An 11948-nucleotide genomic window follows, 5' to 3' on the forward strand; every position below is an offset into this window, starting at 1 on the left:
AAGAAACACAAAGGGAGGCCTATGCCTCCCTTTTTCTGCCGGCAGCTTGCCGCCTGCCTATGGTTTGCCGTCAACCGGCGGGCAATGGGCTAGCATTTGCCGGTTATATTCCGCCGCATAGGCGCTCAGCCTGGCGTGGGCCTCCTTCTGATCCGGCTTGATGACATCGCCGAGCCCCTCCAGATAACGCACGCCGCAGCGGGCCTTGGCCGCCGCCTGCTGATCCGCCGCGATGCCGGGTGCCACCTCGCCACGACCGGCCCGCACTATCAGCCGGTAGTCCTGCCTTGCCAGGCTGGCACTGACCGCCTGATCCAGGGTGTCGGCATCGGCCTGACAGCCGCCGAGCAGGGCGAGCAGCAGCACGCCGGCCAGCCTCATGCCCGCCTCCGTTGCCAGCCCAGCAGCGCCAGGGCCAGGGTCCAGAAGCCGAGGGCGCCACCGCCACCACCGCCGCCCTCTTCCCCACGTTGGGTCACCGACAGCTTGAGCGGGCTGATGGCGAAGAAGAGGTTGTCACTGCAGGCAACCTTCAGCCTGGCGGTGCCGTCGTTGCCTGCGGGTATGGTGACGCTGGCCGAGCCCGAGTTGGGCTGGCCGCTGGCGAGCAGGGTCCAGCTCACCCCCTCGTCCCGGGTCAGGGAGAGATCCACCTTGCTGCAGTTGATGGGGGCCGCGTTGGTGCCGGCCACGTCCCAACTGATGGTCTGGCTGGTGCCAGCTCCCAGCGGGGTCACCAGCGGGCTGGTCAGGGCAAAGGCCTTGCCGGTGTTGACCACCTGGATCTTCATGTCGTCACTGGCGACACCGCCCTTGCCATCCCGCACCGTGAGGCGGAAGTTGAGATCCCGGTTGGTGGCAGGCCAGGCCTCCCCCTTCGCCAGGGTGTTGGTGAGCAGGGAGGGCAGGCTTGGCAGGGTACGCTCCGGCAACGCGGTCGGCGCCACGAAGCGAAACAGCGGGCGACTGCCGTCGTCCACCATGCTGGCGACGCTGAAGGACTCGGTGCCGAGATCGATCTGCTCCCAGGTGTAACTCAGGGGATCCTGATCCAGATCCGCCCCGGCGCCCTTGAGCACGAAGGGGGTGTTGGCCGGGATCACATAGTCGTTGCCGGCGGCGACCTGGGGCGCGTTGTTGGTCAGGCGCTGGGGAGTGCCGCAGCTCGCGACCGTGGCCATGTGGGCTCGCATCTGCTCGATGGACTTGCTGTGGAAGTAGGGCAGGCTGTTGGCCTGCAGGTTCTCCTCCCCACAGATCCCCGCGTAGGCCATGATGGAGCTGCCGCTGCCGGGCTCCCAGGCCTGGCTGGCCTCCCGGTTGCCGCCGCCGCAGCTGCCTGTGGTGCCGTTGAAGGTGTGGTCGGCGCCGAACTGGTGGCCAATCTCGTGGGCCACGTAGTCGATAAAGAAGGCATCCCCCACCGGATCGGGGGAACCCGTCATGCCCGCCGATTTCTCCGCGGTGCAGAGCACCCCCAGCCCCGCCAGGCCGCCGCCCCCGGTGTTGACCACGTGCCCTATGTCGAAGGGGCCGAGCTTGGTGCCAGCCTGGCTCTGTGCCTGCTGCTGCACAGTGACGTTGGCATCTATGTCACCGTCATCGTTGTTGAAGGGATCGGTGGCGGTGTCGGTGAAGATGATGGTGTCGTTGCCGCTGGCGAGCTGGAACTCGGCGGCGACGTCACGCTGGTACACCTCGTTGACCCGGTTGAGCAGGGTGGCGATGGCGCCGAGACCCGCCTCTACGGTGCCGCCGTGATACTGGGTGTACTCCCCCGCCGCCGAGATGGCGATGACGTAGAGCTTGCGCTCGTTGCCATCCACCAGAACCTGACGGGCCAGCGCCTTGGCCTGGGAGCCGATGACCCTGTCCGCCTCTTCCTCCAGCCGGCTGTGGGCATCCTGCTGGTAATAGATGGCGTAGCCTTCACCGTTTCTGAGCGGGTCCACGAACACCATGCGGCCCTGGTGGCTGAACATGGCGTGGAACCCCTGGGGACCGAGATCGAAGCGCCCCGTCTCCATCGGATTGGACTCGTCATACCCCTTGAATGCCAGAATGCCGGGATACCTGGCGGCGAGATCCGATGGCAGCAGATCATAGGCCTGCAGGTTGAAGGTGACCTCCTTGCCATCCGGCAGCGGCAGGGTCAGTCGGGGCTCCCCTCCCTGCAAACCGGCGAAGTGATCGGCCGGCACAGTGGCAATGCGATATTGGCTGGCCCGCACCTCATAGCCATCGGCGGCGGTGGCCCGCGCCGCCACCGTATTCCACTCACTGGCGGCCAGGCCGGTGGCGTTCATCAGACCGGCCACCAGCAACGCCAGCGGAGAGTATTTCATCAACTGCATCTTTGTAATTCCTTTTTCCATGCGTTCGCCTGAACTGCCTCAGCATCATTTTCCTGCCAGGGTGAGAAGTCCAGCCCCATCCTCTGTACATTCCCCGAATGGGGACGGTTGCACCAATGCAGTCTAGCCCCTATCATGGCGCGGATTTGTCCGTTTCAGAACCCTCCTGTGTCACGGGCCGGTTCATCCTTTTTTGGCCAAGGTTAATCTCATGCTCAAATCCCCACTGTTGCCCCGTTTCGGGGATCTGGTCGTTGCCATTGTTGACGATGTACTCGGTCAGGGTCTCACCCTGGACCGCGCTTATGCCCGTCACTTCTCCGGCATCGAACTCAAACCGCAAGAACAGGCAAGGATTGCCCTGGTCACCGGCGACCTGCTGCGTCGTCTCAGCCTCTATTGCTTCCTGACCGGCATCCAGGTCCGTCAGGCCGAAAAGAATGTCTGGCCGCTGCTGCACAGCTGGCACGCCTTCCACAAGATTGCCCAGCCCAACAACCCGACCCTGGATCGCTTCAATGAAGAGGCATTCCGTCGCCGTCTGACCGAGGCCAAAAAGAACCCGGTGCTGATGGATGGTTGCCCGAGCTGGCTGGAGAAGCTGGGCAGCGAGCAGCTGGGGGAGGCCTGGCCTGCCGAGCGTGCCGCCCTGGCCTGGATGCCCAAGCGCTACCTGCGGGTCAACACCCTCAAGTGCACCCGGGAAGAGCTGCAGGCCATTCTGGCCAAAGAGCATGTCACCACCATTCCGGTTGACGGGGTGGAGACTGCCCTGCAGGTCACCTCGGATGCCGCCCTGTTCCGCACCAAGGCCTTTGCCGATGGCTGCTTCGAGCAGCAGGATGCCGGCTCCCAACTGGTCGCCGCCGCCCTGGAAGTGACCCCGGGCATGCGGGTCATCGACGCCTGCGCCGGTGCCGGTGGCAAGACACTGCACATCGCCGCCATGATGGAAGGCAAGGGCCGCCTGCTGGCGATGGACGTGGAAGAGTGGAAGCTGGAGAACCTCAAGCAGCGCGCCCGCCGCGCCGGTGCCCACAACGTGGAGACCCGGGTCATCACCAGCAGCAAGACCGTCAAGCGCCTCAAGGAGAGCGCCGATCGCGTGTTGCTGGATGTGCCCTGCTCCGGTCTTGGCGTGCTCAAGCGCAATCCGGATGCCAAGTGGCGCGACACCGCCGAGCGTCTGCCGGTGCTGGTCGCCCTGCAAGAAGAGATCCTGCAGCGCTACAGCCAGATGGTGAAGGTGGGCGGTCTGCTGGTCTATGCAACCTGCTCCATCCTGCCAGAGGAGAACCGCCAGCAGGTGGACAAGTTCCTCGCGGCCAACGAGAACTATCGCCTGCGGGATGACCACACCGTCAGCCCCTCCGAGACCGGTTTCGACGGTTTCTACATGGCACGGATCGAGCGGATCGCCTAAGGCCCTGCGCACCCATAGAAAAGGGGAGCCAATGGCTCCCCTTTTTGCATGATGGGATGCGACCTTATTCGGCGGCGGCATCATCCTGCTTGTGCTTGGCGGCGACTTCCTTGATCAGGGTCTGCAGCTCGCCAGCCTGGAACATCTCGATCATGATGTCGCAACCACCGACCAGCTCACCTTCCACCCACAGCTGCGGGAAGGTCGGCCAGTTGGCAAATTTCGGCAGCTCGGCACGGATGTCCGGGTTTTGCAGGATGTCGACGTAAGCAAAGGGCTCGCCACAGGACATCAGGGCCTGGGAGGCCTGGGCAGAGAAACCGCAGCTGGGTAGCTTGGGGGATCCCTTCATGTACAGGATGATGGGATTCTCAGCCAGCTGCTGTTTGATCTTTTCAATAGTTTCCATAAATGCCTCACTAGAGCGATTTCGGCGGCCATTCTACTGCAAACCGGGCAGACCACAAACTGGCAAACCGTCCCGGATGCAAGAAGTGATGAATCAATACGCCGCAGCTTGATCCGGATCATGGCGAGAATCAAGAGTTGTTCGCCCATCTTTGATGCTGCTACAATCGACGGGCTTTGGGCCGCCTGGCCCCATCATTTCAAGAACAATTCTTTTCAACATAGAAAAGAGTACGCAATGTCTTGCAACCGTAGCCTTCGCACGGCCCAGCCAATGGAGAGTAGAAAATGGCTTTCGAACTTCCCGCTCTGCCCTATGCAATCAATGCTCTGGAACCGCACATCTCCCAGGAAACCCTGGAATATCACCACGGCAAGCACCACAACACCTACGTGGTCAACCTGAACAACCTGGTGCCGGGTACCGAGTTTGAAGGCAAGTCTCTGGAAGAGATCATCAAGACCTCCACTGGCGGTGTCTTCAACAACGCCGCCCAGATCTGGAACCACACCTTCTACTGGCACTGCCTCTCCCCGAACGGCGGTGGCGAGCCCACCGGCGCCCTGGCCGATGCCATCAACAAGGCGTTCGGCTCCTTCGCCGAGTTCAAGGATGCGTTCACCAAGTCTGCCATCGGTAACTTCGGTTCCAGCTGGACCTGGCTGGTGAAGAAAGCCGACGGCTCCCTGGCCATCGTCAACACCTCCAACGCCGGCTGCCCGCTGACCGAAGCCGGGACCACCCCGCTGCTGACCGTCGACCTGTGGGAGCACGCCTACTACATCGATTTCCGCAACCTGCGTCCGAAGTACATGGAAACCTTCTGGGCCCTGGTCAACTGGGAATTCGTGGCCAAGAACCTGGCTGCCTGATAGCCTCTTTCTTGCCAAAACGCCCCGCACTGCGGGGCGTTTTTTTATGGCGAACAGGCAACGAAAAAGGCGCCATGGGCGCCTTTCTGATAACCATGGGTCGTTACTGGTCTATCTCGTCCAGATACTCGTCCAGGCTGCTGTCATCCTCCTGCTGGCCCTGCTGCTTGAGCTCAGGCTGGCGACCCGTCACCTTGCCGTCGTTGTACTGCAGGTAGAAGTCCTTGGTCAGGGCATAAGGATCGAGCGCATTGTCGATGATCCGCTCCTGATCGATCAGCTTGGAGCGCGTGCCCAGGCCATCCAGCGCCCAGTGCACCACCCGCAGCGGGAAGGTCAGCAGGGCGTAGGGGAAGTACACGGTATCAATGGTATCCCCCACCAGCTCGCGGGTGGTGGTCGGGCCGTAGACGGGCACCATGATGTAGGCACCATCCCCGATGTCCGCCTTGCCGAGCACAGTATCCATCTCCAGCATGTTGCGCTCGAGGCCGGCATGCTTGGCCACGTCGAAGATCCCCAGCAGACCTATGGTGGTGTTGAGGGTGAAGCGGCCCAGGTTGGTCCCCGCCCCCTTCAGATCGCCGACCAGCAGGTGGTTGATCATGCTGCTCGGCTCGTCGAAGTTCTCCACCAGGTTGTCGATGCCGTCTTTCATCCCCTGCGGCACATAGCGTGCATAGCCATGGACCACGGGGCGGGCCACGTAGGGCTCCAGCACGTCGTAGTTGATGGCCCACATGGCCCGGTTCGCCCCCTGGAAGGGGTCACGGGGATCGCTGGCCGTGCTGGTTGCCTCTGGGCGGCTGGGGGTTTCGTTGAGATCCAGGCTCTCTGGGCCCGGCTTGGGAGGGCCACCGGCACAACCCCCCAACAACAGTGCCACTGCCAATGCTCCTGAACGCAGATACATATGAAAGTCCTAAGCTTTTTTGGGAATCTTTATGGATTATAGGTAGGCCCGCCCCGTCCCGGGGTCGGGCCAAGGGGGTATTAGAGTGCGTGATCGATGCGGATGTCAATCGGCGCTGTGGGGATGGTGGTGGTCGGCACTGTGACCGAGACCCCCTCGAAGGCGCCTTCCTTGTTCATGACGTTGCCGCCCCGGGAGAGGCGAGCCTTGAACTGCAGCTCGGGATAGGCCGCCAGCTTGCTCCCCTCGATCATGGCATCCCCATCCCCCAGTGACAGGGTGAGGGGCAACTGCGGACCCGGGATGCGCTTGACAGCGATGGGCATGGGCGGGCCATTGGGGATCACCGCAAAGACGAACAGGTGGGCATCCTCCGGCAGCTGGATGCCCGGCGCCAGAGTGATGTGCAGGGGATACTCTCCCTCCTTCACCGCCACTACCTGGGCCTTGCCCTGCTCGGCCTGGGCGGCGGGTGCGGCTGTCACGGCGATGCCGCGCTGACGCAGTTGCTGCTCGGCATACTCGATGGAGCGCTCCACCATGGCGTGACGGGTCGAGCCCTGCTCCAGCAGCGGCAACATGGCTCGCCAGCGCACCAGCGCGGTCTGGAAGTCCTCTTTCTGCAGCGCCATGAAGGCATGGACCGAACGCGCCTCTATGTTGGCCGGATCCTGGGCGATGGCCGCCTGCAGCAGCTGATCCGCCCTGGCCTCCTCCCCCGTCATCATCAGGGCCTGGGCATAGGGTACCGCCACCATGGCCTTCTGCGGGGCCAGGGAGTAGGCCCGCTCCAGCGCCTCGCGGGCCATCTCGGGGTCGTTGCCATCCAGGGTCAGACGCCCCAGCAGCAGCCAGCCGCGGTAGTCGTTCGGTTCATCCTTGAGGCGGGTACGCAGGCCTAAGGTGAAATCCAGCAGATCCTGCTCTGTCACCTCGGCATCCCGCTCCACCAGGATGCGGTTACTGAGCTCACCCAGACGGCTGCTGGCATCCTGCCAACGGCTCACCTCCTGCCAGGCCCCCAGCTGGTAATAAAGCCCCAGGCTCACCACCACCAGCACCAGCACACCCGGGATCCAGATCAGGCTCTTGCCGCCGCGGGCGCTCTGCTCCACGTCGGGGATGTCGTCCAGCAGGCTGCGTTGCAGCTCCACCAGAGACTCGGACTCCTCGGCCAGTATCCCCTGCTCACGCTCCTCGCCTATCTCCCGCAGACGCTGACGGTAGAGCTGCTTGTTGAGGGCCGAACGGCTGATGCTCTGGCGACCCTCGCCGCGCCACAGCGGCAGGATCAGCGCCAGGCTCGCCAACGCCAGCAGGGCCGCGATCACTATCCAAAATGCGGTCATTGTTTCTCTTCCTCTTTGAGCAGCTCGGCCAGACGGCGCCGCTCTTCTTCGCTCAGGGCGTTATCCATTCGTTTTGTCGCCGCCGGGGCACGGCGGCTGCGCACCACCACAGTGGCGGCACCGATGACGATGACCAGCAGGGGGCCCAGCCAGAGGATCAGGGTGGAGGCCATCAGGGGGGGATCATAGAGGATGAAGTTGCCGTAACGGGCCACCATGTAATCCACCACCTCCTGCTTGTCCTTGCCGTCCCGCACCATCTGGTAGGTCTTGTCCCTCAGATCCTTGGCGAGCCCCGCATTGGAGTCGGCGATGTCCTGGTTCTGGCACTTGGGGCAGCGCAGCTCCTTGGTCAACTCGCGGAAGGTCTGCTCCTGGGCATCGCTGTCGAAGGTGTAGACGTCGATGGCGGCGCGAGCCTGGCCGGCACCCAGCAGGCCCGCCAGCAGCAACAGGGATGCAATAAGCGTTTTCATCAGAGTTGCCCTCACTTCATGGCCTCGAAGATGGGTTTGAGGGTCGAGGCCCAGACCTCGGGATTGACGTCCCCCACGTGGCGATAACGGATGATGCCCTGGCTGTCGATGAAGAAGGTCTCGGGGGCGCCGTAGACCCCCAGATCCAGCCCCAGCATGCCGTCCGGATCGTAGAGGTTGACCTCATAGGGGTTGCCGAGCTCCGCCAGCCACTTGATGGCCTTGTCCCGCTCATCCTTGTAGTTCATGCCGACGATGGGAATGCCCTGCCCCGCCAGCTGCTTGAGGTAGGTGTGCTCCCCATAGCAGGTCGGGCACCAGGTGGCCCAGACGTTGAGCAGCATGGGACGCCCCTTGAAGATGCTCCTGTCATGCTGCTTGTCGAGGTCGTAGATGTCCTGCAGGGTGAACACGGGCACCTCCTTGTCCACCATCACGGATTCCAGCTTGGTGGGGTCCGAGTAGAGTCCCTTGAACAGGAACACGGCCCCCATCAGGAAAATGATGAAGGGCAGCAGAAACAGCCAGGTCTTCTTGCTCATGCCTTGGTCTCCTCGTCACGACGGCCGAACCGGTAGCGTTTGTCCAGCATGGCCAGCACGCCGCCGATGGCCATGAAGACGCCGCCGAACCAGATCCAGCGCACGAAGGGCTTGTAGTAGATCCGCACCGCCCAGGCGCCGTTGTCGAGCTGCTCGCCCAGCGCCGCATAGAGATCCCGGGTGAAGCCGGCATCGATGGCGGCTTCGGTCATCGGCATGCGACTGACCTTGTACATCCGCTTCTCGGGCTTGAGCAGGGCTATCTGCTTGCCGTTCCTGTGCACCTCCAGCACCCCCTTGAAACCGTCGTAGTTGGGGCCGTTCTTTTCGCTGATGCCGGCAAACACGAATTCGTAGTCGGCGAAGTGCACCCGATCGCCGGCCTGCATCCGCAAGTCCTTCTCGATGCTGTAGTTCTGGGTGCAGGCGATGCCGATGATGCTGACCGCGAGCCCCACGTGGCCGAGGATCATGGCCCAGTGGCTGTTGCCTAGTTTGCGTACCCCGGTGGCAAAGCCGTGCTTGTGGGTGGCGCGCACCCAGGTCTCCTGGATGCTGGTGATGATGATCCAGCTGCCCAGGCCGATGCCGAGCGCGGCCCAGGGCTTGAACTCCCCGGCGAAGAGCTGCGGCAGCAGCAGGGCGGCGGCCAGGCTCAGCCCCAGGGCCAGCACCACCTTGCCCTTGAGCTCACCGAGCTCCTGACGGCGCCAGCGGAACAGCGGCCCCACCCCCAGCAGCAGGGCGAACGGGATGATCAGCCAGCTGTAGATGTGGTTGAAGAAGGGGGTGCCGATGGAGATGCTGCCAAGCCCCAGCTCCTTGTGCACCAGGGGCAGCAGGGTGCCGAGCAACACCGTCAGCAGGCCTGCCACCAAGAGGATGTTGTTGCCAAGCAGCAGGGTCTCGCGGCTCCAGAGCTCGTGCTTGCCGTGGCTCTTCACCTGGGAGCCCTTGAAGGCGAACAGCAGCAAGGAGCTGCCTATCACCGCCAGCAGGAAGCCCAGGATGAAGAGGCCGCGGGTCGGGTCGGAGGCAAACGCATGGACCGACACCAGCACGCCGGAGCGCACCAGGAAGGTACCCAGCAGGCTCAGGGAGAAGGCCGAGAGCGCCAGCAGCACAGTCCAGGCCTTGAAGGTGGCGCGCTTCTCGCTCACCGCCAGGGAATGGAGCAGGGCCGTGCCCGCCAGCCAGGGCATGAAGGAGGCGTTTTCCACCGGATCCCAGAACCACCAGCCGCCCCAGCCGAGCTCGTAATAGGCCCACCAGGAGCCGAGCACTATGCCAAGGGTCAGGAAGACCCAGGCCGCCATGGTCCAGGGACGGGACCAGCGCGCCCAGGTGGCGTCGAGGCGCCCCGTCATCAGGGAGGCGATGGCAAAGGCGAAGGCCACCGAGAAGCCCACGTAGCCCATGTAGAGCATCGGCGGGTGGAAGATGAGACCCGGGTCCTGCAGCAGGGGGTTGAGGTCGCGCCCATCCACCGGGAAGTACGGCAGGGTGCGGGTGAAGGGGTCAGAGGTGAACAGCACGAAGGCGGTGAAGCCCACCGAGATGAGGCCGAGCACCCCCAGCACCCGCGCCACCGCATCCAGCGGCAGGCTGCGGCTGAACAGGGCCACGGCCGCGGTCCAGCCCCCCAGGGTCAGCACCCAGAGCAGCAGGGAACCCTCGTGAGCCCCCCACACCGCCGAGATGCGGTACTGCAACGGCAACAGGCTGTTGGAGTTGGTGGCCACATACTGCACGGTGAAGTCGTTGTCGACGAAGGCCCAGGTGAGGCAGAGGAAGGAGAGCAGCAGCAGCAGGAACTGGCTGTAGGCGAGCGGACGGGCCGCCGACATCATGCCGAGACGCCCCAGTCGGGCGCCGATCAGCGGGTAGCTCCCCAGCAGCAGGGCGGTGGCAAAGGCCAGGATCAGTGCGAATTGCCCCAGTTCAGGGATCATGGCTGACTTCCTTTCAATTGCGCCGCGACCAGAACCGGTGCACAGGCATGAGACGGTGAGAACTGCCCTACTTCGGGGATCATTGACTATTTCCTTTCGATGGCGCTGTGAGACATACCGATCCGGCGGCGAAACGAGGTGAACACAAGGTCAAGGCTGCCAACGTCATTGCTTGGCCCCCTGCAATTGCGCCTCGGTATATTCGGGCTTGAAGTGCATGCCATTGGTGGCGTCCGCCACTTCCGGCGGCATGTAGTTCTCGTCGTGCTTGGCCAGCACCTCGAAGGCGGCCACCGTGGTCGCATCCTTGAGGGTGCCCTGAGCGACTATGCCCTGCCCTTCCCGGAAGAGATCCGGCAATATGCCGTCAAACTCCACCGTCACCAGATGGCCGCCGTTGTCCACCAGCTTGAAGGCCACCTTGAGGCTCTGGGGATCCCGCTGCACCGAGCCCGGCACCACCAGGCCGCCGATGCGCAGGCGCTGACCCTCTTCCGGCTTGATCTTGTCCGGCCCCTTGCCCTCCACCAATTCGCTCGGGGTATAGAAGAGATCGATGTTCTGGCTGAGGGCATAGAGCACTAGGCCAGTCACGCTGGCGAGGCCCAGGCTGATGGCCAGAATGATGGTGAGGCGTTTCTTGCGTCTCGGGTTCATAGGGTGTTCTCCATCTGCTGGGCCGCCTTGCGACGGGCCTCGCGGGCCTGCTTGTTGCGCAATTCGCCGAGCAGGCTGCGGGTTTTCAACCGGGTGGAAATGACGATGCCGACCAGGCAGAGCGCGGTCAGGCCGAAGGAGAGCCAGACGTAGAAGGCGTAACCGCCCATGGCCATGAAGTCGCTGAATGAGGCAAAGTGCATGCTTACTTCTCCTGTCTGGCGATGTCGGCAACCCAGGGGCGGTGCCACTCCCGCATCAGGAGTTCGTTGCGAAACCGCATCAGGGTCAGGGCCCCGAGGAAGGTGGCAAACGCCAGTATCATGATGAGCAGCGGCCACAGCATCTCGGGGGAGATGGAGGGCTTGTCAAACTTGGTGATGGAGGCGCCCTGGTGCAAGGTGTTCCACCACTCCACCGAGTAGTGAATGATGGGCAGGTTGATCACCCCCACCAGCGCCAGTATGCCGGCGGCGCGCCCCGCCACTACCTTGTCGCTGAAGGCGTTGTAGAGGGCGATGACGCCGAGGTAGAGAAACAGCAGGATGAGCTCGGAGGTGAGGCGCGCGTCCCACACCCACCAGGTGCCCCACATGGGCTTGCCCCAGGCGGCGCCGGTGAAGAGGGCGATGAAGGTGAAGACGGCGCCCACCGGGGCGATGGCCGCCACCGTCATGTCCGCCATCCGCAGTTGCCACACCAGGCCGATGAAGGCCGCCACCGCCATGGTGGAGTAGGCCCCCATGGAGAGGATGGCGGCAGGCACGTGGATGTAGATGATCCTGAAAGAGTCTCCCTGCTGATAATCGGCGGGGGCAAAGGCCAGCCCCCAGACGGTGCCTATGATGAAGGCGAGCAGGCTTGTCACGACAAACCAGGGCAGCAGGGTGCCGGCCAGCCCATAGGCGCGCTCGGGTTTGGCATAAGGGTGCAACCATTTCCACATAGCTCACAGAACCTTTCAGTTATTAATTTTTAAGTGGCGAGGCCTACCATACCCA

The 11948-nt window shown here is 63.3% G+C and carries 13 protein-coding genes; 2 read left to right on the forward strand and 11 right to left on the reverse strand.

What is annotated here, in order from left to right; genetic code table 11:
• Positions 1–57 precede the first annotated feature (57 nt).
• Positions 58–381 carry a hypothetical protein gene (locus ACWPWQ_RS10905; protein WP_139435256.1) on the reverse strand — a complete coding sequence of 108 codons (324 nt, stop codon included), beginning with the start codon at positions 379–381 and terminating at the stop codon, positions 58–60.
• Positions 378–2354, reverse strand: coding sequence for a reprolysin-like metallopeptidase (locus ACWPWQ_RS10910; protein ID WP_454009765.1), 1977 nt, complete (start codon positions 2352–2354; stop codon positions 378–380). Before ACWPWQ_RS10910 ends, ACWPWQ_RS10905 begins: the two co-directional genes overlap by 4 nt.
• A gap of 211 nt (positions 2355–2565) precedes the next feature.
• Here ACWPWQ_RS10910 and ACWPWQ_RS10915 point away from each other — a divergent pair, with 211 nt between their 5' ends.
• Positions 2566–3777 carry an RsmB/NOP family class I SAM-dependent RNA methyltransferase gene (locus tag ACWPWQ_RS10915; protein ID WP_247625826.1) on the forward strand — a complete coding sequence of 404 codons (1212 nt, stop codon included), beginning with the start codon at positions 2566–2568 and terminating at the stop codon, positions 3775–3777.
• 64 nt (positions 3778–3841) lie between these two features.
• On the opposite strand, the gene ACWPWQ_RS10920 is transcribed toward ACWPWQ_RS10915, so the two are convergent.
• Positions 3842–4186 (reverse strand): Grx4 family monothiol glutaredoxin, encoded by a 345-nt coding sequence (locus ACWPWQ_RS10920; RefSeq protein ID WP_139435261.1) that lies wholly within the window; start codon positions 4184–4186, stop codon positions 3842–3844.
• Between the two features lie 287 nt (positions 4187–4473).
• On the opposite strand from ACWPWQ_RS10920, the gene sodB reads away from it, so the two are divergent.
• Positions 4474–5058 (forward strand): superoxide dismutase [Fe], encoded by a 585-nt coding sequence (sodB, locus tag ACWPWQ_RS10925; RefSeq protein ID WP_005331469.1) that lies wholly within the window; start codon positions 4474–4476, stop codon positions 5056–5058.
• Positions 5059–5161: 103 nt separating this feature from the next.
• Here sodB and ACWPWQ_RS10930 read toward each other — a convergent pair whose 3' ends face one another.
• The 8 genes from ACWPWQ_RS10930 to ACWPWQ_RS10965 all read right to left on the reverse strand — a co-directional run bounded on the left by ACWPWQ_RS10930 (position 5162) and on the right by ACWPWQ_RS10965 (position 11893).
• The gene (locus ACWPWQ_RS10930) at positions 5162–5971 is read right to left on the reverse strand and encodes an MlaA family lipoprotein (protein ID WP_454009766.1); all 810 of its coding nucleotides are present in this window, start codon (positions 5969–5971) and stop codon (positions 5162–5164) included.
• 80 nt (positions 5972–6051) lie between these two features.
• Positions 6052–7320, reverse strand: a complete 1269-nt coding sequence (gene ccmI, locus ACWPWQ_RS10935; RefSeq protein ID WP_454009767.1) for a c-type cytochrome biogenesis protein CcmI — start codon at positions 7318–7320, stop codon at positions 6052–6054.
• Positions 7317–7796 carry a cytochrome c-type biogenesis protein gene (locus ACWPWQ_RS10940; protein WP_319916494.1) on the reverse strand — a complete coding sequence of 160 codons (480 nt, stop codon included), beginning with the start codon at positions 7794–7796 and terminating at the stop codon, positions 7317–7319. Before ACWPWQ_RS10940 ends, ccmI begins: the two co-directional genes overlap by 4 nt.
• An 11-nt stretch (positions 7797–7807) precedes the next feature.
• Positions 7808–8338 carry a DsbE family thiol:disulfide interchange protein gene (locus ACWPWQ_RS10945; protein WP_139435269.1) on the reverse strand — a complete coding sequence of 177 codons (531 nt, stop codon included), beginning with the start codon at positions 8336–8338 and terminating at the stop codon, positions 7808–7810.
• Positions 8335–10290 (reverse strand): heme lyase CcmF/NrfE family subunit, encoded by a 1956-nt coding sequence (locus ACWPWQ_RS10950; RefSeq protein ID WP_454009768.1) that lies wholly within the window; start codon positions 10288–10290, stop codon positions 8335–8337. The genes ACWPWQ_RS10945 and ACWPWQ_RS10950 overlap by 4 nt, the downstream gene beginning before the upstream one ends.
• Before the next feature lie 165 nt (positions 10291–10455).
• On the reverse strand, positions 10456–10947 hold the full coding sequence (gene ccmE / locus ACWPWQ_RS10955) for a cytochrome c maturation protein CcmE (RefSeq protein ID WP_025326269.1): 492 nt from the start codon (positions 10945–10947) through the stop codon (positions 10456–10458).
• On the reverse strand, positions 10944–11150 hold the full coding sequence (gene ccmD / locus ACWPWQ_RS10960; protein WP_106887463.1) for a heme exporter protein CcmD: 207 nt from the start codon (positions 11148–11150) through the stop codon (positions 10944–10946). Before ccmD ends, ccmE begins: the two co-directional genes overlap by 4 nt.
• A gap of 2 nt (positions 11151–11152) precedes the next feature.
• Positions 11153–11893 carry a heme ABC transporter permease gene (locus tag ACWPWQ_RS10965; protein ID WP_025326267.1) on the reverse strand — a complete coding sequence of 247 codons (741 nt, stop codon included), beginning with the start codon at positions 11891–11893 and terminating at the stop codon, positions 11153–11155.
• Between the last annotated feature and the right edge of the window lie 55 nt (positions 11894–11948).

The sequence above is a fragment of the Aeromonas sp. Marseille-Q7275 genome, assembly GCF_965119515.1.

Bases quoted from the DNA above. Each gene is read 5' to 3' on its own strand.
- ACWPWQ_RS10905 (WP_139435256.1), bottom strand. From the start codon at position 381: ATGAGGCTGGCCGGCGTGCTGCTGCTCGCCCTGCTCGGCGGCTGTCAG.
- ACWPWQ_RS10910 (WP_454009765.1), bottom strand. From the start codon at position 2,354: ATGCAGTTGATGAAATACTCTCCGCTGGCGTTGCTGGTGGCCGGTCTG.
- ACWPWQ_RS10915 (WP_247625826.1), top strand. From the start codon at position 2,566: ATGCTCAAATCCCCACTGTTGCCCCGTTTCGGGGATCTGGTCGTTGCC.
- ACWPWQ_RS10920 (WP_139435261.1), bottom strand. From the start codon at position 4,186: ATGGAAACTATTGAAAAGATCAAACAGCAGCTGGCTGAGAATCCCATC.
- sodB (WP_005331469.1), top strand. From the start codon at position 4,474: ATGGCTTTCGAACTTCCCGCTCTGCCCTATGCAATCAATGCTCTGGAA.
- ACWPWQ_RS10930 (WP_454009766.1), bottom strand. From the start codon at position 5,971: ATGTATCTGCGTTCAGGAGCATTGGCAGTGGCACTGTTGTTGGGGGGT.
- ccmI (WP_454009767.1), bottom strand. From the start codon at position 7,320: ATGACCGCATTTTGGATAGTGATCGCGGCCCTGCTGGCGTTGGCGAGC.
- ACWPWQ_RS10940 (WP_319916494.1), bottom strand. From the start codon at position 7,796: ATGAAAACGCTTATTGCATCCCTGTTGCTGCTGGCGGGCCTGCTGGGT.
- ACWPWQ_RS10945 (WP_139435269.1), bottom strand. From the start codon at position 8,338: ATGAGCAAGAAGACCTGGCTGTTTCTGCTGCCCTTCATCATTTTCCTG.
- ACWPWQ_RS10950 (WP_454009768.1), bottom strand. From the start codon at position 10,290: ATGATCCCTGAACTGGGGCAATTCGCACTGATCCTGGCCTTTGCCACC.
- ccmE (WP_025326269.1), bottom strand. From the start codon at position 10,947: ATGAACCCGAGACGCAAGAAACGCCTCACCATCATTCTGGCCATCAGC.
- ccmD (WP_106887463.1), bottom strand. From the start codon at position 11,150: ATGCACTTTGCCTCATTCAGCGACTTCATGGCCATGGGCGGTTACGCC.
- ACWPWQ_RS10965 (WP_025326267.1), bottom strand. From the start codon at position 11,893: ATGTGGAAATGGTTGCACCCTTATGCCAAACCCGAGCGCGCCTATGGG.